At 67.7% G+C, this 21,913-nt stretch carries 20 protein-coding genes; 12 read left to right on the plus strand and 8 right to left on the minus strand.

Annotated features, from left to right (window positions below):
• Nucleotides 1-5: 5 nt before the first annotated feature.
• Nucleotides 6-536, minus strand: a complete 531-nt coding sequence (locus tag A5724_RS20470; protein WP_067806172.1) for a PaaI family thioesterase — start codon at nucleotides 534-536, stop codon at nucleotides 6-8.
• Nucleotides 533-922 (minus strand): helix-turn-helix domain-containing protein, encoded by a 390-nt coding sequence (locus tag A5724_RS20475; RefSeq protein ID WP_067806175.1) that lies wholly within the window; start codon nucleotides 920-922, stop codon nucleotides 533-535. Before A5724_RS20475 ends, A5724_RS20470 begins: the two co-directional genes overlap by 4 nt.
• 65 nt (nucleotides 923-987) lie before the next feature.
• On the opposite strand from A5724_RS20475, the gene A5724_RS20480 reads away from it, so the two are divergent.
• From A5724_RS20480 to proB, 12 genes are all read left to right on the plus strand, one after another.
• Nucleotides 988-2,955, plus strand: coding sequence for an alpha/beta fold hydrolase (locus A5724_RS20480; RefSeq protein ID WP_197518731.1), 1,968 nt, complete (start codon nucleotides 988-990; stop codon nucleotides 2,953-2,955).
• A gap of 11 nt (nucleotides 2,956-2,966) precedes the next feature.
• On the plus strand, nucleotides 2,967-4,223 hold the full coding sequence (locus tag A5724_RS20485) for a trans-acting enoyl reductase family protein (RefSeq protein ID WP_067806181.1): 1,257 nt from the start codon (nucleotides 2,967-2,969) through the stop codon (nucleotides 4,221-4,223).
• An 84-nt stretch (nucleotides 4,224-4,307) separates the two neighbouring features.
• Nucleotides 4,308-4,910 carry a DUF937 domain-containing protein gene (locus A5724_RS20490; protein ID WP_067806184.1) on the plus strand — a complete coding sequence of 201 codons (603 nt, stop codon included), beginning with the start codon at nucleotides 4,308-4,310 and terminating at the stop codon, nucleotides 4,908-4,910.
• Nucleotides 4,911-5,002: 92 nt separating this feature from the next.
• Nucleotides 5,003-7,663 (plus strand): valine--tRNA ligase, encoded by a 2,661-nt coding sequence (locus tag A5724_RS20495; RefSeq protein ID WP_067806187.1) that lies wholly within the window; start codon nucleotides 5,003-5,005, stop codon nucleotides 7,661-7,663.
• A 25-nt stretch (nucleotides 7,664-7,688) separates the two neighbouring features.
• On the plus strand, nucleotides 7,689-9,095 hold the full coding sequence (locus A5724_RS20500; protein WP_067806190.1) for a folylpolyglutamate synthase/dihydrofolate synthase family protein: 1,407 nt from the start codon (nucleotides 7,689-7,691) through the stop codon (nucleotides 9,093-9,095).
• Nucleotides 9,092-9,475 carry a DUF4233 domain-containing protein gene (locus A5724_RS20505; protein ID WP_067806193.1) on the plus strand — a complete coding sequence of 128 codons (384 nt, stop codon included), beginning with the start codon at nucleotides 9,092-9,094 and terminating at the stop codon, nucleotides 9,473-9,475. The genes A5724_RS20500 and A5724_RS20505 overlap by 4 nt, the downstream gene beginning before the upstream one ends.
• Before the next feature lie 10 nt (nucleotides 9,476-9,485).
• On the plus strand, nucleotides 9,486-9,896 hold the full coding sequence (ndk, locus tag A5724_RS20510; RefSeq protein ID WP_067806196.1) for a nucleoside-diphosphate kinase: 411 nt from the start codon (nucleotides 9,486-9,488) through the stop codon (nucleotides 9,894-9,896).
• Nucleotides 9,897-10,241: 345 nt separating this feature from the next.
• Nucleotides 10,242-12,881, plus strand: coding sequence for an Rne/Rng family ribonuclease (locus tag A5724_RS20515; RefSeq protein WP_369830651.1), 2,640 nt, complete (start codon nucleotides 10,242-10,244; stop codon nucleotides 12,879-12,881).
• Between the two features lie 151 nt (nucleotides 12,882-13,032).
• The gene (rplU, locus tag A5724_RS20520) at nucleotides 13,033-13,344 is read left to right on the plus strand and encodes a 50S ribosomal protein L21 (protein WP_067806208.1); all 312 of its coding nucleotides are present in this window, start codon (nucleotides 13,033-13,035) and stop codon (nucleotides 13,342-13,344) included.
• A 46-nt stretch (nucleotides 13,345-13,390) separates the two neighbouring features.
• On the plus strand, nucleotides 13,391-13,657 hold the full coding sequence (gene rpmA / locus A5724_RS20525) for a 50S ribosomal protein L27 (RefSeq protein ID WP_067806211.1): 267 nt from the start codon (nucleotides 13,391-13,393) through the stop codon (nucleotides 13,655-13,657).
• 83 nt (nucleotides 13,658-13,740) lie between these two features.
• Nucleotides 13,741-15,213, plus strand: coding sequence for a GTPase ObgE (obgE, locus tag A5724_RS20530; protein ID WP_067806213.1), 1,473 nt, complete (start codon nucleotides 13,741-13,743; stop codon nucleotides 15,211-15,213).
• Complete coding sequence (gene proB, locus A5724_RS20535) at nucleotides 15,210-16,310, plus strand: glutamate 5-kinase (protein ID WP_067806216.1); 1,101 nt, start codon at nucleotides 15,210-15,212, stop codon at nucleotides 16,308-16,310. The genes obgE and proB overlap by 4 nt, the downstream gene beginning before the upstream one ends.
• Here the strand turns inward: proB and A5724_RS20540 are convergent.
• The 6 genes from A5724_RS20540 to A5724_RS20565 form a co-directional block, all read right to left on the minus strand.
• Complete coding sequence (locus tag A5724_RS20540; protein WP_067806220.1) at nucleotides 16,307-16,966, minus strand: hypothetical protein; 660 nt, start codon at nucleotides 16,964-16,966, stop codon at nucleotides 16,307-16,309. The genes proB and A5724_RS20540 overlap by 4 nt on opposite strands.
• On the minus strand, nucleotides 16,967-17,803 hold the full coding sequence (locus A5724_RS20545; protein WP_067806223.1) for an NAD-dependent protein deacetylase: 837 nt from the start codon (nucleotides 17,801-17,803) through the stop codon (nucleotides 16,967-16,969).
• 24 nt (nucleotides 17,804-17,827) lie between these two features.
• The gene (locus tag A5724_RS20550; protein ID WP_067806541.1) at nucleotides 17,828-18,334 is read right to left on the minus strand and encodes an Hsp20/alpha crystallin family protein; all 507 of its coding nucleotides are present in this window, start codon (nucleotides 18,332-18,334) and stop codon (nucleotides 17,828-17,830) included.
• 100 nt (nucleotides 18,335-18,434) lie between these two features.
• Entirely contained in the window at nucleotides 18,435-18,914 is a 480-nt protein-coding gene (locus A5724_RS20555) for a hypothetical protein (protein WP_067806226.1), read from the minus strand.
• Nucleotide 18,915: 1 nt separating this feature from the next.
• Complete coding sequence (locus tag A5724_RS20560) at nucleotides 18,916-21,336, minus strand: molybdopterin oxidoreductase family protein (RefSeq protein WP_067806229.1); 2,421 nt, start codon at nucleotides 21,334-21,336, stop codon at nucleotides 18,916-18,918.
• Between the two features lie 34 nt (nucleotides 21,337-21,370).
• Nucleotides 21,371-21,910: a cysteine hydrolase family protein gene (locus tag A5724_RS20565; RefSeq protein WP_067806232.1), complete on the minus strand. Its 540-nt coding sequence runs from the start codon at nucleotides 21,908-21,910 to the stop codon at nucleotides 21,371-21,373.
• Nucleotides 21,911-21,913 lie beyond the last annotated feature (3 nt).

A 21,913-nucleotide genomic window follows, 5' to 3' on the forward strand; every position in this document is an offset into this window, starting at 1 on the left:
CGCGGCTACAGGTCGAAGATGAGCAGCGTGCTCGTTGCGGTCGCGACCACGGCGCCGCTGGCGTCGGTCACCACGCCCTCGGCGAAGCCGACCCGCGAACCGGACTTGACCACCGTGCCGGTGGCGGTCAGTAGTCCGCTGTCGACCCGGACAGCCTTGAGGTAGTTCACCTTGATCTCGATCGAGGTGTAACCCTTGCCCTGCGGCAGCGTGGTGTGCACCGCGCAGCCCGTCACCGAATCCAGCAGCGTGCAGATCAAACCGCCGTGCACGGTGCCGATCGGGTTGTATGCGGATTCATCTGCGAGGCAGGTGAATACCGACCGGCCGGGCGCGACGTCGACGAGTTCGAATTGCATCAGTCCGGCGATGGGCGGCGGGGGCAGTTCGCCGTCGACCATGGCCCGTAGATAGTCGATGCCCGCCATCGACATGCCTTTGGCCGTGCTCGGCCCCGGCGAGTGCCATGTCACCCTGCGCGAGCGTTCAGGACCCCAGTACGCGCGCAGGTCGGGGTCTATGAGTTCTGCGGTCATCGAGAGTCCTTCAGTTTGTGGAATGCGTGGTACTTCTGCTGACGGTCGGGGTCGTCGGCCGAGACGGCGTGCGCCTTGCCCCACGTGAGCAGGGCATCCAGCACCGGAATCAGGGCATCGCCCGAGTCGGTGAGTCGGTATTCGTAGCGCGTCGGGGCGCTCTGATAGGGCGACCGGACGACGACGCCGGCGCTCTCGAGCGCTTTGAGCCTGGCGGCGATCCGGTCGCGGGGTGCCCCCGTGCCCGCCACGATGTCGCTGAAGTGGGTTGCGCCCAACGCGATCTCCCTGACGATCAGCAACGCCCAGCGCTCGCCGACGAGTTCGAGCGCCGCGGCGATCGGACATGGCCGGCCGGGAAGTTCGCTCAGCACCACCGTGCTCATGCCGCCAGCATGCCAGCCGTAAGTTTGAAAGTCAAACTTACTGGGGGATGTGCTAACAAATGGTCATGACCACACCGTTCGACGACCTTGACGAGTTTCTTTCGCTGCCGCGTACATCGGGGTTGGCCGTGTCGCCGGACGGGTCGCGCATCGTCACGTCGATCACCGAACTGAACGACAACGGCACCGAATTCATCACCGCGATCTGGGAACTGGATCCCAATGGCCGTAAACCGGCCCGGCGGTTGACGCGTGGCGCGAAAGGCGAGTCGTCGCCGGTCTTCACCGCCGATGGCGATCTGCTGTTTCTCGCCGCGCGCCCCACCGAGTCCGACGACAAGCCGCCGGCATCGTTGTGGCGATTGCCTGCCGGGGGTGGTGAAGCCGTCGAGGTGTTGGCGCTGCCGGGAGGTGTCGACGGCGTGCGAACCGCGCGTGTCGCCGCCACCACGGTAGTCGCCGCGAAGCTGCTGCCGTCTGCTGAAGGCGTCGACGAGGACAAGCGGTTGCGGGCCCTGCGCAAGGACAACAAGGTGTCGGCGGTGCTGCACAGCGGCTATCCGGTGCGGTACTGGGATCACGACCTCGGACCCGACCAACCGCACCTGCTCGACGTCGACGGCTCGCGCGACCTGACGCCAGCGCCCGGTGATGCGTTGCGTGAAGCCGACTTCGCGCTCAGTCCGGACGGCAGTTACGTGGTCGCCGCCTGGCATGTCCCGGACCCGGGCGCAGCGATCCGCGGCACCCTGGTCCGTATCGACGTGGCCACGGCACAGCGCACCGTCATCGTCGACGACCCCGTCGCCGACCTGGGGTCACCCGCGATCTCCCCGGACGGCACCGCGATCGCGTTCACCAGGGAGTCGCATTCCACACCGCAGACTGCACCGCGAATCACGCTGTGCCACATGCGGTTCGATGAACCGGTCGTCGAGATCACGGAATGGGACCGATGGCCGACATCGGTCACGTGGTCGGTCGACGGTTCGACGCTCATCGTCACCGCCGACGACAACGGCCGCGGACCGGTGTTCGCGGTGGATCCCGCCAGCGGCGCTGTCGGCAGGCTCACCGACGACGACTACACCTACACCGACGTACGCACCGCGCCCAACGGTGTCGTGTATGCGATGCGCAGTTCCTATGCGCGGGCCCCGCATCCAGTGCGCATCGACGCCGACGGCACCGTGACGGAATTGCCGTGCGTGGCGGCTCCCGACCTGCCAGGCACCCTGACGGAGGTGACCGCGACCGCCGACGACGGCCAGGCCGTGCGGTCGTGGCTGGCCTTGCCGCACGGCGATGGGCAGGCGCCGCTGGTGCTGTGGGTGCACGGCGGTCCGCTGGCCAGTTGGAATGCCTGGCACTGGCGCTGGAATCCATGGCTGCTGGTGGCCAAGGGCTATGCGGTGCTGCTACCGGACCCGGCGATGTCCACCGGCTACGGCCAGGACTTCATCCAACGCGGCTGGGGGGCATGGGGTTTTGCGCCGTACACCGACCTGATGGCGGCAACGGATGCGGCGTGCGCGCATCCCAGGATCGACGCCACCCGCACCGCGGCGATGGGTGGCTCGTTCGGCGGTTACATGGCCAACTGGATCGCCGGGCACACCGACCGGTTCGACGCCATCGTCTCCCACGCCAGCCTGTGGGCGCTAGACCAGTTCGGGCCGACCACCGACGGCGCGTACTGGTGGGCGCGTGAGATGACACCGGAGATGACGCGACGTAATTCGCCGCACCGCTTCGTCAGCGAGATTCGCACGCCGATGCTCGTCATCCACGGCGACAAGGACTACCGGGTGCCGATCGGCGAAGCGCTGCGGTTGTGGTTCGAACTTCTCACCCAGTCCGGGCTGCCCGCCGCCGACGACGGCAGCAGCCCGCACCGGTTCCTCTACTTTCCGTCGGAGAACCACTGGGTGCTCAGCCCGCAGCACGCGAAGCTGTGGTACCAGGTGGTCACCGCATTCCTGGCTTGTCATGTGCTTGGACAGGACATCGAATTGCCGGCGGCGCTGGGGTAGCGTCGCCGTACATGGGGGCAGCGCAGCGTGAATTCGACATCGTCCTGTTCGGCGCAACCGGGTTCGTCGGCAAACTGACCGCGGAGTACCTGGCCAGGGTGGGAGGTGACGCCCGCATCGCGCTGGCGGGCCGGTCGCACGACAAATTGCTCGCGGTCAGGGACACGCTGGGGGAGAAGGCGCAGTCCTGGCCGCTGATCTCCGCGGATGCCTCGCAACCGTCGACGCTGAATGTGATGGCCGCACGGACCCAGGTGGTGGTGACCACCGTCGGGCCCTACCTGAAGTACGGGCTGCCGTTGGTCGCCGCATGCGCCGCCGCCGGCACCGACTACGCCGACCTGACCGGGGAAGCGCTCTTCATCCGGGAAAGCATCGACCTGCATCACAAGCAGGCCATCGACACCGGCGCCCGGATCGTGCACTCGTGTGGTTTCGATTCCATCCCTTCGGATCTCACTGTCTTCGCGTTGTACCGGCGCGCCGCCGAAGACGACGCGGGTCAGTTGACCGACACCAACATGGTGGTGCGCTCGTTCGCGGGCGGGGTGTCCGGCAGCACCGTCGCGTCGATGATCGAACTGATGCGCGCGGCGTCCTCCGATCCGGAGGCGCGACGGTTGATGACCGACCCGTACACGCTGACCCCTGACCGTAGCGCGGAACCGGAACGCGGCGCGCAGCCCGACGCGCGCTGGCGGCGCGGCAGGGAGATCGCGCCCGAACTGGACGGCTACTGGACCGGGGCGTTCGCGATGGCCGTCGCCAACACCCGAATTGTTCGGCGCTCCAACGCATTACTGGGCTATGCGTACGGCAGGCGGTTCGAGTACGCGGAGCAGATGAGCCTCGGCAAGTCGATCGCCGCGCCCGTGGCCGCCGCGATGGCCACCGTAGGCAACACCGCGACCATGGCGCTGGGCGGACGCTACTTCAACAAGGTGCCCAATCGGGTGATCGAACGGATCGCCCCGAAACCGGGCACCGGCCCCAGCGAACGCACGCGCGAACAGGGTCACTACACGGTCGAGACCTACACGACGACAACGACTGGCGCGCGCTACCGGTCGGTCATGTCGCAGCGGGGCGACCCCGGCTACAAGGCCACGTCGGTGTTGCTGGGGGAGAGCGGATTGGCGCTCGCGCTGGACCGCGACCGGCTCTCGGAACTGCGTGGTGTGCTGACCCCGGCCGCCGCGATGGGCGGCGCGCTGCTGGCGCGATTCCCCGGCGCCGGAGTGTCGTTGGAGACCACCCGGCTGAATTGATCGGCTCGCGCAGAATGCCTGTGAGTCAAGATCACACCGACTAGTGTCGGCACCGCGACTTTCAACGACGAAGGCGGACATGTGATGGCTGGTCTAGACGATTTGTATGCCCAGATCCCGGTATCGGAGATTGCGAGCAAGATCGGCGCTGACGAAGGCGAAGTGGACAACGCGATTCACACGCTGGTGCCCGCACTTGTCGGCGGTGTGGCGGAGAACGTGCACGCCGACCAGATTGATTCCAGCGACCTGGAGTCCGCCGTCGCGCAGCAGGGCACCAGCGGCCTGCTCGACGGCGGGGTGAGCGTCGACGCAGTCGACGAGCAACAAGGCGACCAGTATGTCGCGAAGATCTTCGGCGGCAACGACAGCAACGCGGTGGCGTCCGCGCTGGCGGGCCAGGGCGCAGGCGGCGGCGATCTGATCAAGAAGCTGCTGCCCATCCTCGCGCCGATCGTGCTGGCCTACCTCGGCAAGCAGCTGTCCAAGGGCTCAGCACCGCAGGCGTCCGCTGGCGGCGGCGGCCTCGGCGACGTGTTGGGCAGCATCCTCGGTGGCGCTGGCGGAGGCGGAAACAACCCGCTGGGCAGCATCCTCGGCAGCGTGCTCGGCGGCGGTGGCGGCGGCAATCAGGGCAACCCGATCGGGGAGATCCTCGGCGGGCTGCTAGGCGGCGACAAGAAGTAGTTTTTCCTGGCGAACAGACGCAAAGAGCCCCGTTTTCGCGGCGTGTCGGGGCCTTTTACGTCTATTCGCGCTGTCTCCCTAGAATTGCCGGGGTGACCGCCAGCTCCCAATCCTCTGCCGAAGCCCTGCCCAAGTCGTGGGATCCGGGCGCGGTGGAGTCGCAGATCTACGAGGGCTGGGTCAACGCCGGCTACTTCAAGGCCGACGCGTCCAGCGACAAACCCGCGTACTCGATCGTGCTGCCGCCTCCGAATGTCACCGGCAGCCTGCACATGGGTCATGCGCTGGACCACACGCTGATGGACGTGCTGACCCGCCGCAAGCGGATGCAGGGCTATGAAGTGCTGTGGCTGCCCGGCATGGACCACGCGGGCATCGCCACCCAGAGCGTGGTGGAAAAGCAACTGCTCGTCGACGGCAAGACCAAAGAGGACTTCGGCCGCGAACTGTTCATCGACAAGGTGTGGGACTGGAAGCGAGACTCCGGCGGCACCATCGCCGGTCAGATGCGCAGGCTCGGCGACGGAGTCGACTGGAGCCGCGACCGGTTCACCATGGACGACGGCCTGTCGCGGGCGGTCCGCACCATCTTCAAGCGGCTGTTCGACGCCGGACTGATCTATCAGGCCGAGCGCCTGGTCAACTGGTCGCCGATCCTGGAGACGGCGATCTCCGACCTGGAAGTCAAATACGAAGACGTAGAGGGCGAGCTGGTGTCGTTCCGGTACGGCTCGCTCGACGACAGCGAACCGCACATCGTGGTCGCCACCACCCGGGTCGAGACGATGCTCGGTGACACCGCGATCGCCGTGCATCCCGACGACGACCGCTACCGGCACCTGGTCGGCACGACGCTGCCCCACCCATTCATCGACCGGCAAATCGTTATCGTCGCAGACGCCCACGTCGACCCCGAATTCGGTACCGGCGCAGTGAAAGTCACGCCCGCGCACGACCCGAACGACTTCGAGATCGGGCTACGCCACCAGCTGCCGATGCCGTCGATCATGGATACCAAGGGCCGGATCGCCGACACCGGAACCGAATTCGACGGCCTTGACCGCTTCGAGGCGCGCGTCAAGGTCCGCGAGGCGCTGGCCGAGCAGGGTCGCATCGTCGCCGAAAAGCGGCCGTATCTGCACAGCGTCGGCCATTCCGAGCGCAGCGGTGAGCCGATCGAACCGCGGCTGTCCCTGCAATGGTGGGTCAAGGTCGAGTCGATGGCGAAGGCCGCGGGCGACGCGGTGCGTAACGGCGACACCGTGATTCACCCGCCGAGCCTGGAACCGCGGTGGTTCGGCTGGGTCGACAACATGCACGACTGGTGTATTTCACGTCAGCTGTGGTGGGGGCACCGCATCCCGATCTGGCACGGCCCCAACGGCGAAACCGTCTGCGTCGGACCCGACGAAACCCCGCCGGAGGGCTGGGAACAGGACGCGGACGTCCTCGACACCTGGTTCTCGTCCGCGCTGTGGCCGTTCTCCACCATGGGCTGGCCCGATCACACCGCCGACCTGGCGAAGTTCTATCCGACCTCCGTGCTGGTCACCGGATACGACATCCTGTTCTTCTGGGTTGCGCGAATGATGATGTTCGGCACCTTCGTCGGCAACGACGCCGCCGTCACCCTCGACGGCGCGCGCGGACCGCAGGTGCCGTTCGAAAACGTGTTCCTGCACGGCCTGATTCGCGACGAATTCGGCCGCAAGATGAGCAAGTCGCGCGGCAACGGCATCGACCCCCTGGACTGGGTCGAGCAGTTCGGCGCCGACGCGCTGCGCTTCACGCTGGCCCGCGGCGCCAGCCCTGGCGGCGACCTGACCATCGGTGAGGACCACGCCCGCGCGTCACGCAATTTCGCCACCAAACTCTTCAACGCCACCCGGTTCGCGTTGATGAACGGCGCCGCTCCCGCTCCGCTGCCCGACACCGCAGCGTTGACCGACGCCGACCGGTGGATTCTCGGTCGGCTTGAACAGGTTCGCGCCGAGGTGGATTCGGCATTCGACGCCTACGAGTTCAGCCGGGCCTGCGAGGCGCTGTACCACTTCGCCTGGGACGAGTTCTGCGACTGGTACGTCGAACTCGCCAAGGTCCAACTGGGACAAGACGAGCTCACCCCACACACGACAGGGGTGCTGGCGACGGTGCTGGACACGCTGCTCAAGTTGCTGCATCCGGTGATGCCGTTCGTCACCGAGGTGTTGTGGAAGACGTTGACGGGCGAGGAATCGATCGTGATTGCCGACTGGCCGCGGTCGTCCGGCTTCGCGGTGGATCCCGTTGCCGCACAACGTGTTGCCGATATGCAGAAGCTGATCACCGAGGTCCGGCGGTTCCGCAGTGACCAGGGCCTCAACGACAGGCAGCGGGTTCCCGCCCGATTGTCGGGCATCGAGGCCGCCGACCTCACCACGCAGGTGCCTGCGGTGCGGTCTCTGGCGTGGCTCACCGAGAGCGACGACTCGTTCAGCCCGTCGGCGCAAGTGGAGGTGCGACTGTCGCAGGCCACCGTCGTCGTCGAGGTCGACACCTCCGGCACCGTCGACGTCGCCGCCGAACGGCGCCGCCTCGAGAAGGATCTGGCCGCCGCGGAGAAGGAACTCAAGGGCACCACAGGCAAACTCGGCAACGACGCGTTCCTTGCCAAGGCGCCTGCCGATGTCGTCGAGAAGATCCGCGCCCGTCAGCAGGTGGCCCGCGAAGAAGTCGACCGCATCACGGCGAGGCTGGCGGGGCTGGGCCGATGAGCGCTTGCGCGAAGAGCAACAGTCAATGACCGACGTCCCGACGCCGGACGAAATCGCCTCCCTGCTGCAGGTCGAGCATCTGCTCGATCAGCGTTGGCCGGAAACGAAACTCGAACCGAGCACCACCCGGATCTCCGCGTTGATGGAACTGCTCGGCTCACCGCAGCTCGGCTATCCATCGATTCACATCGCAGGCACCAACGGCAAGACGTCGGTGGCGCGGATGGTCGACTCGCTGCTGACCGCGTTCAGTCGCCGCACCGGTCGCACCACCAGCCCGCACCTGCAGTCCGCCGTGGAGCGGATATCGATCGACGGCAGGCCGATCAGCCCCGCCTCCTACGTCGCGACCTACCAGGAGATCGAGCCGTTCGTCCAACTGGTCGACCGGCAGTCCGAGGCCGCAGGCGGACCCGCGATGAGCAAGTTCGAGGTCGTCACCGCGATGGCGTTCGCCGCGTTCGCCGACGCGCCTGTCGACGTCGCCGTCATCGAGGTCGGCCTCGGCGGGCGCTGGGACGCCACGAACGTCGTCAACGCTCCCGTCGCGGTGATCACCCCCATCGGCCTCGACCACGCCGACTATCTCGGCGACACCGTCGCCCAGATCGCGGGCGAGAAGGCAGGCATCATCACCAAACAGGCCGACGATCTGGTGCCCACCGACACCGTCGCCGTCATCGGCAGGCAGCTGCCTGAGGCGATGGAAGTGCTTCTGGCGCAGGCGGTTCGAGCCGACGCGGCGGTGGCCCGGGAAGACTCGGAGTTCGCCGTGCTCGGCAGGCAGGTCGCCGTCGGCGGTCAACTGCTGGAATTGCAGGGTCTCGGTGGTCGCTATTCGGACATCTTCATCCCGCTACATGGTGAACACCAGGCCCACAACGCGGTGGTGGCGCTGGCGGCGGTCGAGGCGTTCTTCGGCGCCGGGGCCGACCGTCAGCTCGACGTCGACACGGTGCGTGCCGGTTTCGCGGCCGCCACCAGCCCCGGCCGACTGGAACGGATGCGCACGGCGCCAACGGTTTTCATCGATGCGGCCCACAACCCCGCGGGCGCAACCGCTCTTGCGCAGGCCCTGCAGGAAGAGTTCGACTTCCGCTACCTCGTCGGCGTGGTGTCGGTGATGGCCGACAAGGACGTCGACGGCATCCTGGCCGCCCTGGAGCCTGCCTTCGACCAGATCGTGGTGACCCACAACGGATCCCCGCGCGCGCTCGACGTCGAAGGGCTGGCGCTGCGGGCCGAGGAACGGTTCGGGACGGAGCGCGTCATCACCGCGGCCACGCTGCCCGACGCGATCGAAACCGCCACCGCCCTGGTCGAGGAATCCGGTAACGAGGGCGAGGGATTCAGCGGCGCAGGCGTGGTGATCACCGGATCCGTCGTCACCGCGGGGGCGGCGCGCACGCTGTTCGGGAAGGACCCGCAATGAGTTCCGAACAACCGGACCCGTGGAAGAGCTTCCGCGGCGTGATGGCGGGCACCCTGATCCTCGAGGCGATCGTGGTGCTACTCGCGTTGCCGGTGGTGGCCGCCGCCGACCAGGGACTCACACCGCTGAGCGCCGGCTATCTGATCGGCTTCGCGCTGGTCCTGGTGCTGCTGTGCGGGGTGCAGGGCAGGCCATGGGCCATCTGGGTCAACGTCGGTGTCCAGGTGGTGCTGATCGCGGGTTGGCTGCTGCACGGCGCGGTCGGCTTCATCGGGCTGATCTTCGCCGCGGTCTGGTTGTTCATCGCATACCTGCGCGCCGAGGTGCTGCGCCGCCAGAAGCGTGGCCTGCTTCCGGGCCAGCAGCCACCGTCCGACTAGGCTGTCGGCCGTGACTGAGCGGACCCTCGTTTTGATCAAGCCCGACGGCGTGCAGCGCGGCCTCATCGGCGAGATCCTGCGCCGGATCGAAGGCAAGGGCCTGAGCATCGCGGCGCTGGAACTCAAGAACGTCGAAGACGACCTCGCCCGCAAGCATTACGCCGAGCACGAGGACAAGCCGTTCTTCGGTTCGCTGCTGGAGTTCATCACCTCGGGGCCGGTGGTGGCCGCGATCGTGGAGGGCCCGCGAGCGATCGCCGCGTTCCGCCAACTTGCCGGCGGCACCGACCCGGTGGAGAAGGCAGCGCCCGGCACAATCCGCGGTGACCTGGCACTTATCACCCAGGACAACCTGGTGCACGGCTCCGATTCGGCGGAGTCGGCGGCCCGCGAGATCGAACTCTGGTTCCCTGGCAAATAGCCCGCTGGTCCAGCCTGGTCGGTCTGGCCCGCGTGATGTGGGATACTGGCCTCGGGTAGCCGTCCTGTTAAGCGGGGTGGATGCCCGAATGAAGACTTCGACGTGCGCGACCATCGCGAACGCGGTGCGGCGCCGACCGTCCAGCCATCATTCAGACCGGCACCGAGACGGTTCCCACAGGAACCCCTCGGGGCGAGACCATAACAAGCTCGGGAGCACTAGCCCGGGGACAAGAGCGAGAGCCCTCGCGTGGCCGCGTCACACACGACGCGCCCGGGGGCTTGAGGAGAATACGTGGCCGACAGTGAGAATTTTTCAGCCGATACCGACGAGCTTTCAGACGAGATTCAGACCGGCGAGGATCAGCAGGTAACGCTGATCGACGCGCCCGCCGAAACTGCCGACGACACGGCCGACGACGCGGAGCCACCGGCAGAGGTCGCCGAGGAGGAAGAGCCAGAGTCGCGGCTCATTCTCGACCACGCCCCCGAGCCTGAGCGCGCCGACTATCTGCCGCTGTTCATGGCGCCGCAGCCCGTCGAACTGGACTACGACTCGGACGCCGACGAGGACGACGAGGACGACGACGGCGGCGCCGACGCCGACGACGATCAAGGAGAGCGGCCTGCGGGCAGGCGCCGCCGCCGTGGTCGGCGAGGCCGCGGGCGTGGTCGCGGCGAGCAGGGCGGCGATGACGACGACAGCGACTCCGGCGAAACCCAGGCCGACGCCAAGGACGACGAGTCCGGCGACGATTCCGACGAGGACACCGGCGACGACGACACCGGCACCGAGGGCGCGACCCGCCGGCGCAGGCGTCGGCGCCGCCGCAAGTCGGGGTCCGGTGACGACAACGACGACGCCGGTTCGCCCGACGATCCGCCCAACACCGTCGTCCACGAGCGTGCGCCGCGGACCGGCAAGGACAAATCCGACAAGGACAACGGCGAGATCCAGGGCATCAGCGGGTCGACCCGGCTGGAAGCCAAGCGGCAACGCCGCCGCGACGGCCGCGACGCCGGCCGGCGCCGTCCGCCGATCCTGAGCGAAGCCGAGTTCCTGGCTCGCCGCGAAGCCGTCGAGCGGACGATGGTGGTGCGCGACAAGGTCCGCACCGAACCGCCGCACGAAGGCGCTCGCTACACCCAGATCGCGGTGCTCGAGGACGGCGTCGTCGTCGAGCATTTCGTCACCTCCGCGGCGTCGGCCAGCCTGGTCGGCAACATCTACCTCGGCATCGTGCAGAACGTGCTGCCGTCGATGGAGGCGGCGTTCGTCGACATCGGCCGCGGCCGCAACGGCGTGCTCTACGCGGGCGAGGTGAACTGGGAGGCCGCGGGCCTCGGTGGGCAGAACCGCAAGATCGAACAGGCGCTCAAGCCGGGCGACTACGTCGTGGTGCAGGTCAGCAAGGATCCGGTCGGACACAAGGGCGCGCGGCTGACCACGCAGGTGTCGCTGGCCGGCCGCTACCTGGTTTACGTGCCCGGTGCATCCTCGACCGGCATCAGCCGCAAGCTGCCCGACACCGAACGGCAGCGGCTCAAGGAGATCCTGCGTGAGGTGGTGCCTGCCGACGCGGGCGTGATCATCCGCACCGCGTCCGAGGGCGTCAAAGAAGAAGACATCCGCACCGACGTCGAGCGCCTGCAGAACCGCTGGGCCGAGATCGAAGCCAAGGCCGCCGAGACCACCGAGAAGAAGGCCGGCGCCGCGATCGCGCTCTACGAAGAGCCCGACGTACTGGTCAAGGTGATCCGCGACCTGTTCAACGAGGACTTCTCCGGGCTGATCGTATCCGGCGACGACGCCTGGACCACGATCAACGACTATGTGAATTCCGTTGCGCCCGAGCTTGTTCCGCGGCTGACGAAGTACGAGCCTGCCCCCGACGGTCCGGACGTGTTCGCGGTGCACCGCATCGATGAGCAGCTGACCAAGGCGATGGACCGCAAGGTGTGGTTGCCCTCGGGCGGCACGCTGGTCATCGACCGCACTGAGGCGATGACCGTCGTCGACGTCAACACCGGCAAGTTCACCGGTTCCGGCGGCAACCTGGAGCAGACCGTTACCCGCAACAACCTCGAAGCGGCCGAGGAGATCGTGCGCCAACTGCGGCTGCGCGACATCGGCGGCATCGTGGTCATCGACTTCATCGACATGGTGCTGGAGTCGAACCGAGATCTGGTGCTGCGCAGGCTCACCGAGGCGCTGGCCCGTGACCGCACCCGCCACCAGGTGTCCGAGGTGACGTCGCTGGGGCTGGTGCAGCTGACCCGAAAGCGGTTGGGCACCGGGCTGATTGAAGCGTTCTCCACGCAGTGCACGCAGTGCGCCGGCCGCGGCATCCTGCTGCACGGTGATCCGGTCGATTCCGCGTCGGCGACCGGCCGCAAGTCCGACACCGGCAATCGGCGCGGCAAGCGCGGCAAGAAGGGCGCCAAGGCGGACGACGTCGCGGTCGCGAAGGTGCCGCCGCATCCCGCGGGCGAGCATCCGATGTTCAAGGCGATGGCCGCGGCCAACGGCAAGCACGAGCACGACGAGGACACCGACGGCGAGGCCGACGACACCACGACCACCGAGGACGTCATCGAACTGGAACCCGACACCATCGGCGAGGCGTTCGTCGAGTCGGAGGACGAGGAGGAACTCGACGACGAGGACTTCGACGACGAGGACGACTCGGCGGACGACGAGGACGAGGACGAGTCCGACGAGATCGACCTGGACGCCGACGATGAGGACGAGGACATCGACGACGACATCGAAGTCATCGACGGCGACTCCGACGACTCCGACGAGTACGACGAGGACTCGGACGAGGACGCCGACGACGAGGACGACGATTCTGAGGATTCTGACGAGGACCCCGACGCCGACGTCCGCGCCCAGCCTGCCGCGGTGGCGGTGACCGCCCCCGGCGGCCGCCACCGGCGTCGCGCCGCCGTGCGCCCGGCCGGTCCGCCCAGCCATGACGGCTGACCTGCGGTGATTTGACCCTATAGGCGGGCCTCACGTACCCTGGACCAGTTGTCTTACGGCTGACGCCGACGACAGCGGGCCCGACGTGGTTCCGCACCCAAGCATCGCGAGCGCACCGCAGGTGCCGCGCGCCCAGAGACGAAGAGGAACGATGGCGACATACGCAATCGTGAAGACCGGCGGCAAGCAGTACAAGGTCGCCGTTGGTGACGTGGTCAAGGTCGAGAAGCTCGACGCCGAGGCCGGCGCATCCGTCTCGCTGCCCGTCGCGCTCGTCGTGGATGGCGCGAAGGTCACCAGTGCACCCAGGGACCTGGAGAAGGTCGCCGTCACGGGTGAGGTGCTCGAGCACACCAAGGGTCCCAAGATCCGCATTCACAAGTTCAAGAACAAGACCGGCTATCACAAGCGGCAGGGTCACCGTCAGCAGCTGACGGTCCTCAAGGTCACCGGCATCGCGTGATGAGCCGTCAGGCGAAGAACAGACAGCACAGGCGGAGGGCAATCTAATGGCACACAAGAAGGGCGCTTCCAGCTCACGCAACGGTCGCGACTCAGCCGCCCAGCGGCTCGGCGTCAAGCGATTCGGCGGCCAGATCGTCAAGGCCGGCGAGATCATCGTCCGTCAGCGCGGCACGCACTTCCACCCCGGCGTGAATGTCGGCCGTGGCGGCGACGACACGCTGTTCGCGACCGCCCCCGGTGCGGTCACCTTCGGCAGCAAGCGTGGTCGCAAGATCGTCAGCGTGGTGCGACCGCAGCCTCAGGAGGCCTAGTTCCGCGTCGAGATCGACGTTTTGCAGCTGGCCTCTCGCACTTTCTCTGCAAAACGTAGATTTCGACATGGAAAGGAAGCCCAATGCCCCGGTTCGTAGACCGCGTCGTGATCCACGCGCGGGCCGGTAACGGGGGTAACGGGTGCGCGTCGGTTCACCGCGAAAAGTTCAAGCCGCTCGGCGGACCCGACGGCGGTAACGGCGGCCGCGGCGGCAGCGTCATCCTGGTCGTCGACCCGCAGGTGCACACCCTGCTCGACTTCCATTTCCACCCGCACATCGTCGCGCCCTCCGGCAAGCAGGGCGCGGGCAGCAACCGCGACGGCGCCGCGGGCGCCGACCTCGAGGTGAAGGTGCCCGACGGCACCGTCGTGCTCGACGAGAACGGCAGACTGCTCGCAGACCTGGTCGGGGCGGGCACCCGGTTCGAAGCGGCCGCGGGTGGCCGCGGCGGCCTCGGCAACGCCGCGTTGGCGTCGCGGGCGCGCAAGGCGCCGGGCTTCGCGTTGCTCGGCGAGAAGGGCCAGGTCCGGGACCTGACGTTGGAACTGAAGACGGTCGCTGACGTCGGTCTGGTCGGCTTCCCGTCGGCGGGCAAGTCGTCGCTGGTGTCGTCGATCTCGGCGGCCAAACCGAAGATCGCCGACTATCCGTTCACCACGCTGACGCCCAACCTCGGTGTGGTGTCGGCGGGGGAGCACACGTTCACCGTCGCCGACGTGCCCGGCCTGATTCCCGGCGCGTCCGAAGGCCGCGGCCTCGGCCTGGATTTCCTGCGGCACATCGAACGCTGCGCGGTGCTGGTCCACGTGGTGGACTGCGCGACGATGGAACCCGGCCGCGACCCGGTGTCCGACATCGAGGCGCTGGAAGCGGAATTGGCCGCCTACACCCCGACGCTGCAGGGTGACCTGACGCTCGGCGATCTGGCCGAACGCCCACGCGCGGTGGTGCTCAACAAGATCGACGTGCCCGACGCGCGTGAGTTGGCTGACTTCGTCCGCGATGAGATCGCCCGCCGATTCGGCTGGCCGGTGTACGAGGTGTCGACCGTGTCCCGAGAAGGCCTGCGGCCGTTGACCTTCGCGCTGTGGGACATGGTCGCGGCGTACCGCGCGGCGCAGCCACCTGTCGTGCCGCGGCGGCCGGTGATCCGACCAATCCCGGTGGACGAGAGCGGTTTCACCGTCGAACCCGACGGCCAGGGCGGCTTCGTGGTGCGCGGTACCCGGCCCGAACGCTGGATCAACCAAACCGATTTCGACAACGACGAGGCCGTCGGCTATCTCGGTGACCGGTTGGCCCGCCTCGGCGTGGAGGACGAACTGCTGCGTCTCGGCGCCAAGCCGGGCTGCGCGGTGACGATCGGCGACGTGACGTTCGACTGGGAGCCGCAGACCCCGGCGGGGGTGGATGTCACGCTGTCCGGGCGCGGCACCGACGCGCGGTTGGAGCAGACGGACCGTGTCGGCGCCGCCGAACGCAAGGCGGCGCGGCGCGAGAGGCGGCGCCAGGACGCGGACGTGAGGAGCACAGAAGGCGGCCGTGACTCGTGAGCCAGCATCGGGATGCCATCCGCACCGCGCGCAGCGTCGTCATCAAGATCGGCACCACCGCGCTGACCACCCCGGCAGGCGTCTTCGACGCGAGCAGGCTGGCCGTGCTGGCCGACGCGATCGAGGGCCGCATGAAAGCGGGCTCCGACGTGGTGATCGTGTCGTCCGGCGCCATCGCGGCAGGCATCGAGCCGCTTCGGCTGTCCAAGCGGCCGACCGATCTGGCCACCAAGCAGGCCGCGGCCAGCGTCGGGCAGGTGGCGCTGGTGAACGCGTGGAGCGCGGCGTTCGCCCGGTATCAGCGCACCGTCGGACAGGTGCTGCTGACCGCGCATGACATCTCGATGCGGGTGCAGCACACCAACGCGCAGCGCACGCTGGACCGCTTGCGGGCATTGCACGCGGTCGCGATCGTCAACGAGAACGACACGGTGGCCACCAACGAGATCCGGTTCGGCGACAACGACCGGCTGTCGGCGTTGGTCGCGCATCTGGTGGGCGCCGACGCGCTGGTGCTGCTGTCCGACATCGACGGCCTCTACGACTCGGACCCGCGAAAAGGCAACGCGCGCTTCATCCCTGAGGTCGATGGCCCCGCCGATCTCGACGGTGTGGTGGCCGGCCGCGGCAGCCATCTCGGCACCGGCGGGATGGCGTCGAAGCTGTCGTCGGCGCTGTTGGCCGCCGACGCAGGCGTGCCGGTGTTGTTGGCCGCCGCGGCGGACGCGGCGACCGCGCTGGCCGACGCATCGGTGGGCACAGTGTTCGCACCGCGGGCCGAACGCATGTCAGCGCGCAGGTTCTGGGTGCGCTACGCGGCCGAATCGGCGGGCGCGCTGACGCTGGACGACGGCGCGGTGCGAGCCGTTGTGCGGCAACGCCGTTCGCTGCTGCCCGCGGGCATCACCGCGGTGTCCGGGCGGTTCTACGGCGGCGACGTCGTCGAGTTGCGCTCGCAGGATGCGACCATGGTGGCCCGTGGGGTGGTGGCCTACGACCACAACGAGTTGGCCACCATGCTGGGCCGGTCGACCTCGGATCTGCCCGCCGACATGCGCCGCCCCGCCGTGCACGCCGACGATCTGGTCGCCGTCTAGGGCGTCAGCTTGTCGATCTTGGTCTGCACCGTGGCGAGCAGCGACTTGATCTGCTCGGCGCGGTGGCCGGCATCGGCCATCACATCGTCCCCGGCGGGGCCCACCGCGACGCCGTGGGCTTCGGCTGTCGCCTCGAAACACTGACGCACAACCGGATCCGCCAGCACCACCGCGGCGAGGATGCCCGGCGTCAGCTCACGGGCGCCGAGCAGGCCGCGGTGGTAAACCTCGGCGGGGATCCGGATTTCGAGCGCGCCGGCCTCGAGTTGCTGCTTGGCCGCGGCGAGCAACAGCGTCAGGGCCGCTCGCGAGATGGCCTGGATCACCTTGCCGCGAAACGGAAACCACGGCAGCGGCAGCTTGTCTGCTTGCTTGTCCACGCCGCCGGTGAACAGATACTCGATCAGGCTGCGGGTGCGGATCTCGGTGACGTCGGACCACTTGACGTCGTCGCCGTCGAATTCCACGCCGTCCTCGCTGATCGCCACCCCGCCGAAGTGGTTCAGCTTGCGGACCAGCCAGTGCAGTCTGTCCGGTGTCAGCGGGTGATCCGCCACCATGTCGCCGAAGCCAAGCGCCCACCTCCCGACGACCGGTCCGGGATCGGGTCGCTTGCGCTCCAGCAGCGACTGCAACCAGTTGGTGTCGTCGGTCATCTACGCCGAACTCGCAACCGTTGGCAGTTCGTCGGCCAGCAGCGCCAGCATCTCCGAGCACCCGCTGTGGACCTTCACCGCCGCCCGTGCGTCGCCGCGGGTGGGGCCGCGGTTGATGATCGCGACCGGCACGCCGAGCGCCGTGGCGTGCCGGACGAACCGGTATCCGGAGTAGACCGTCAACGACGAGCCGGCGACCAGTAGCGCGTCAGCGCCGTCGACAAGCGAATACGCCTCGCCCACACGGTCTTTCGGGACGTTCTCGCCGAAGTAGACGATGTCGGGCTTGAGCATGCCGCCGCACACCGGGCAGTCGACAATCACAAACGACGAGGTGTCGTCCACCACCGCGTCGGCGTCGGGTGCGACCGCGATGCCGCCGACCTGCTCGGCGCGTTCGATGAAGCCGGGGTTGGCGGCATCGAGCATCTCCCCGAGCGCGGCGCGCGTCATACTGTGCTCGCAATCGAGGCAGACCACCTGCGCGTAGGTGCCGTGCAGATTGATCACCGTGCGACTGCCTGCCTTGGTGTGCAGCAGGTCGACGTTCTGGGTGATGACGCCCGAGACGACCCCGGCACGTTCCAGCGTGGCCAGCGCGCGGTGGCCGGCGTTGGGCAGCGTCTGGTCCATGTGTCGCCAGCCGACGTGGTTGCGCGCCCAGTACCGCTGCCGAAACGCCCGGTCCGAGGTGAACTGGCGGATCGTCATCGGATTGCTCGGCGGTGAGTCCGGGCCCCGGTAGTCGGGGATGCCGGAGTCGGTGGACATTCCCGCGCCGGTGAGCACCGCAACACGCCGCCCACGCAGCAGTGCGACGAGTTCCGGTGCTTCCACGTCTCCCAGGCTAGGCGATCCGGCTCAGGCGGGTTGGTGCGCTTCGGTGTGCTCGGAGTGTTCGGCGGCCTTCAGCGCAGGCTGCCCGTCGTCGTCGCCGGGGATCGTCTCGATGACCTCGACCCGCTTCTGGCCCGGGCGCTCCTGGGTGAGCGAGACCGACACGGTCAGGATGCCCCGGTCGTAGCTGGCCGTGATGTCGTCTTCGGAGGCGCCCGCAGGTAGCGCGACCGTCCGGGTGAAGGATCCGTAGCAGATTTCCGAGCGACCGGCGGATTCACCGGTCGGTCTGCGCTCGGCCCTGATGGTCAGCCTGCCGTCGTGGACCGTGATCTCGATGTCCTCGACCGGGTCGACGCCGGGAAGTTCGGCGCGCACCTCGTAGACGCCGTCCTTGCGCTCGTCCTCGATCCGCAACACACGGCCGTCCAATAGCGGGCGCAGGTTGGCGAACGAAGGAAGGGTGTTGAGCAGACCGGACAGCTCCGGCAGCAAGGAGCGCGAATGACGTTGAGCAGCAGGCTTGTTCATGATGACCTCCGGAGTTGGGTGGTGTGGTTTCACGATGCGCGATCCGATCAAAATGCGCGGTGCGCGCAGGCGAACCCCAGACCAACAGAAGCCGACGTCGTCAGTTCGCGAGGGCCTGCGGCGACAACTCCTTCAGCATCGCGTTCGCCCAGCGCATCTGGCGCAGCGCCTGCGGATGACAGCGCTGCGTGAGCGCCAGCAGTTCGTCGTCTTTGACCGCTTGCGCGCCCTGCGCCAACAGCTCCCAGTCCACAGACACGCCCGCGGCAAGCCGGTGCAGCCTGCGTATGTCGGCAAGCAACAGCAGGGCCGGTTCCGGCCTGCGGCCGAGGCGATCGCTGATCCACTCGGCGACGGGCTCCGCGAGAGCCGTCGTCCGCGGGTGCGCACGCAACCGCACTCCGTACCGCCTGCCGATGTCGGCGATCAACTCCACGTGCTCGCGGGACCACTGGGCCAGATCGCGGGCCACGTGATGGATCCCGTGGTCGTTGTGGTGCCGTGCGGCGATCGCGTCCAACGACCGGGCCAGGCCCGCCTCCGACCGGTGCAGTTCGGCCAGCGCCAGTCCGAGCTTCATCTCATCCCTCCCACTCGGTCACCGCCGCGTCCGGACCGCCGACGGTGTCCGGCACGTCGCCGGTCACCGGTCTCGACGCCGCGGTCGTCGGCGCGGGCGCGGGTCCGGACCCGCCGGCAACCCGACGTAGTTGTGCCGCAGCGGTTTTGAAGATCGGCTGCTTTGAGCAGGGGTCCCAGTCGGTGATGGTCAGTTCGTTGGCCGCCCGGTCACGGCTACCGTCGTCGCGGCTGTCCCAATATCCGTAGTGGAACGGCAGGAACAGCACGCCTTCGCGGATTCCGCTGATCCGCGCCTTGGCTGACACCGTGCCGCGTGCAGTGCACACCTCGGTCAGATCGCCTTCGCGGATCCGTAACCGGGATGCATCGGAGTCCGACACCTCGACCCACACGTCCGGCGCCGCGTCGCGCAGTTGCGGTGCGCGCCCGGTTTTGGTGCGGGTGTGAAACTGGTACACCGTGCGCCCGGTGATCAGTACGAACGGGCGGTCGCTGCTCGGTTGTTCGTGCGGTGGCAGGTATTCGGCGGCTTTGATGATGGCCTTGCCGTCGGGGTTCATCGCCCGGTACTCCGTGGGTTCCAGTGGGGCCCCGGTGATCAGGTCTTTGCCGTAGGCCTCGCAGTAGTCGGGTCGCGCCCAGAACGTGCCGTCGGCGTACAACCGTTCGGTGCCTTCGGCATTCTCGTCGGTGCATGGCCACTGGATTCCACCCGAACCCCGCAGCCTGGCGTAGCTCAGTCCGGTGTAGTCACACGGCCGTCCCGCACTGCATCGTTTCCACGCCTCGAACGCTGACTCGGCATCCTTCCAATTCGGCAAGGGCGCGCCGTCTTTGTCCCGGAAATCCATCCGATGCGCGAAGTCGAGGAAGATGTCCAGATCCGGCTTGGCCTGTCCCGGCGGGTCGATCGCCTTCTCCGACAAGTGTACTGTGCGGTCGGCATTGGTGAACGTGCCGGTCTTCTCGCCCCACGCCGCGGCGGGCAGCACCACGTCCGCGAGTTCGGCCGTCTCCGTCCGGAAGATGTCCTGCACCACCAAAAACAACCGCTCCTGCGCGAGAATGCTTCGCACGCGGCCCAATTCGGGTAGCGAGACCGCCGGGTTGGTGGCGCTGACCCACAGCAGTCGCAGCGTGCCCTGCTCGGCGTAGCGGAACATCTGCATCGCATGGGTGGGCGGCGCGTAGTGCGGTATCTGCAGGGGCTCGATGTTCCACAGTTCGGCGAGTTCGGCGATGTGGCTGTCGTTGGACCAGTTGCGAAAGCCGGCGAGATCCCCGTCGGCGCCGCATTCTCGCGTATTCTCGGCGGTGGGCTGACCGTTCATCTGCAGCACCCCGCATCCGGGGCGGCCGAGCATGCCGCGCAGGATGTGAATGTTGTTGACCTGCACCGCCGCCGCGGTGGCCTGGTTGGATTGGTAGAAGCCCTGCAGCACGGTGGACGTCAACGCGGTTGCGGTGCCGATGAGCCGCGCCGCCTCGCGAATCTCACCGGCAGGCACGCCGCAGATCTCCTCGCCCCGCTCGGGTGGGAATTCGTCGACCCGCTTGCGTAGTTCGTCGAAACCGACAGCGTGCGCGGCTATGTAGTCGCGATCGATCCAGTCGTTGCGGACGATTTCGTGCAGCAGCGAGTTCATCAACGCCACATTGGTTCCCGGCAGCGGCGCCAGGTGGACGGTGGCGTGCCGGGCGACCGGTGTCTGCCGCGGGTCGACGCACACCAACGCAGGCGGATTCGGGCCCGCCAACCGGTCCAGCATCCGCATCCACAGCACCGTTTGGGTTTCGGCAACGTTGTGGCCGTACAGCGCGATCACGTCGGCGTGGTCGACGTCGGTGTAGGACCCCGGTTGCCCGTCGCATCCGAATGATTCCTTCAGCGACTCCGCGGCGGTCGCGGTGCACAGGCGGGTGTTGCCGTCGACGTGGTTGGTGCCGATGGCGCCGTGGGCGATGACGCCCAATGTGTAGTACTCCTCGAGGAACAACTGACCGGAGGTGTAGAAGCCGAACGAACCGGGCCCGAACCCGTCGAGCAACGTCCTGCTGCGCCGGACGATCTCGTCCATCGCGGTGTCCCAATCGGTTTCGACGAGTTGGCCCTGGCGCCGGACCATCGGGGCTTTGAGGCGGTCGGGCGCGGCGTTGGCCTGCCAGCCGTAGAGATCCTTCGGATCGAGCCTGCCGTGGTTCACCCGGTCGTCGGCGCGTCCGCGTACACCGACGATGCGGCCGTCTTTCACCGCGACGTCCAGGCCGTCACCGTTCGAATGCAACACGGACGCCGACTGCACCCACTGGTCGACGGCGTCGTCGGTCAGATAGGTGTCGACGCGGGTCGGCCACGGTTCGCCTCGTCCGTACGGCGTTCGGCCGCCCCAGGGTTCGGCGATCCGGTCGCGTGTGACCACGGGTAACGCCTACCCGCGCGCAGCGGCGCGAAACCTACTTCAGGCACTTCGCAGCGGGCACGATCTCGGCGTGCATGTTCTTGTTCATCATCGTCAGGGCGGCATCGCTGAGTTCGGGATCGATGTGGGCGACCGCGTCGGGCGCCACGATGACCTCGAAATGGCGCACGTAGGCGTCGAGCGCGGTGTAGAGGATGCACTGTTCGGTGACTTGGCCGGTCAGGATCAGCCGCTTGGTCTCCAACCGGCCGAGTAGATAGTCCAGTGAGCTGGCGTAGAACGCGCTGTGCCGCACCTTGAGCAGGCGCCTGCTGGCCTCGTCGGGTGCGATCGGCGTCACCAACTCGGGGCGCTTTCCGTTGCACGCCGCCTCTGCGATGTCGTCGAAATCCGCGGTGAAGTCGCCGAAGTTGTCGTTGACGTAAACCAGGTCGACGTCGTCGCGGTTGCGGGCCTGCGCAATCAGCCCGGCCAGCGGATCGACGATCTCGGCCACATTGTCCGCCAGCATCTCGGCGTCCTCGTGCGCATACGTGTTCAACATGTCTATGACCAGCACTGCGACGTCACTCATGGG

It is taken from the genome of Mycobacterium sp. ACS1612 (assembly GCF_001667505.1).
Taxonomy (GTDB): domain Bacteria; phylum Actinomycetota; class Actinomycetes; order Mycobacteriales; family Mycobacteriaceae; genus Mycobacterium.

Coding starts and splice junctions, on each gene's coding strand:
- A5724_RS20470 (WP_067806172.1), bottom strand. CDS start 536: ATGACCGCAGAACTCATAGACCCCGACCTGCGCGCGTACTGGGGTCCT.
- A5724_RS20475 (WP_067806175.1), bottom strand. CDS start 922: ATGAGCACGGTGGTGCTGAGCGAACTTCCCGGCCGGCCATGTCCGATC.
- A5724_RS20480 (WP_197518731.1), top strand. CDS start 988: ATGACCACACCGTTCGACGACCTTGACGAGTTTCTTTCGCTGCCGCGT.
- A5724_RS20485 (WP_067806181.1), top strand. CDS start 2,967: ATGGGGGCAGCGCAGCGTGAATTCGACATCGTCCTGTTCGGCGCAACC.
- A5724_RS20490 (WP_067806184.1), top strand. CDS start 4,308: ATGGCTGGTCTAGACGATTTGTATGCCCAGATCCCGGTATCGGAGATT.
- A5724_RS20500 (WP_067806190.1), top strand. CDS start 7,689: ATGACCGACGTCCCGACGCCGGACGAAATCGCCTCCCTGCTGCAGGTC.
- A5724_RS20505 (WP_067806193.1), top strand. CDS start 9,092: ATGAGTTCCGAACAACCGGACCCGTGGAAGAGCTTCCGCGGCGTGATG.
- rplU (WP_067806208.1), top strand. CDS start 13,033: ATGGCGACATACGCAATCGTGAAGACCGGCGGCAAGCAGTACAAGGTC.
- rpmA (WP_067806211.1), top strand. CDS start 13,391: ATGGCACACAAGAAGGGCGCTTCCAGCTCACGCAACGGTCGCGACTCA.
- obgE (WP_067806213.1), top strand. CDS start 13,741: ATGCCCCGGTTCGTAGACCGCGTCGTGATCCACGCGCGGGCCGGTAAC.
- A5724_RS20540 (WP_067806220.1), bottom strand. CDS start 16,966: ATGACCGACGACACCAACTGGTTGCAGTCGCTGCTGGAGCGCAAGCGA.
- A5724_RS20550 (WP_067806541.1), bottom strand. CDS start 18,334: ATGAACAAGCCTGCTGCTCAACGTCATTCGCGCTCCTTGCTGCCGGAG.
- A5724_RS20555 (WP_067806226.1), bottom strand. CDS start 18,914: ATGAAGCTCGGACTGGCGCTGGCCGAACTGCACCGGTCGGAGGCGGGC.
- A5724_RS20565 (WP_067806232.1), bottom strand. CDS start 21,910: ATGAGTGACGTCGCAGTGCTGGTCATAGACATGTTGAACACGTATGCG.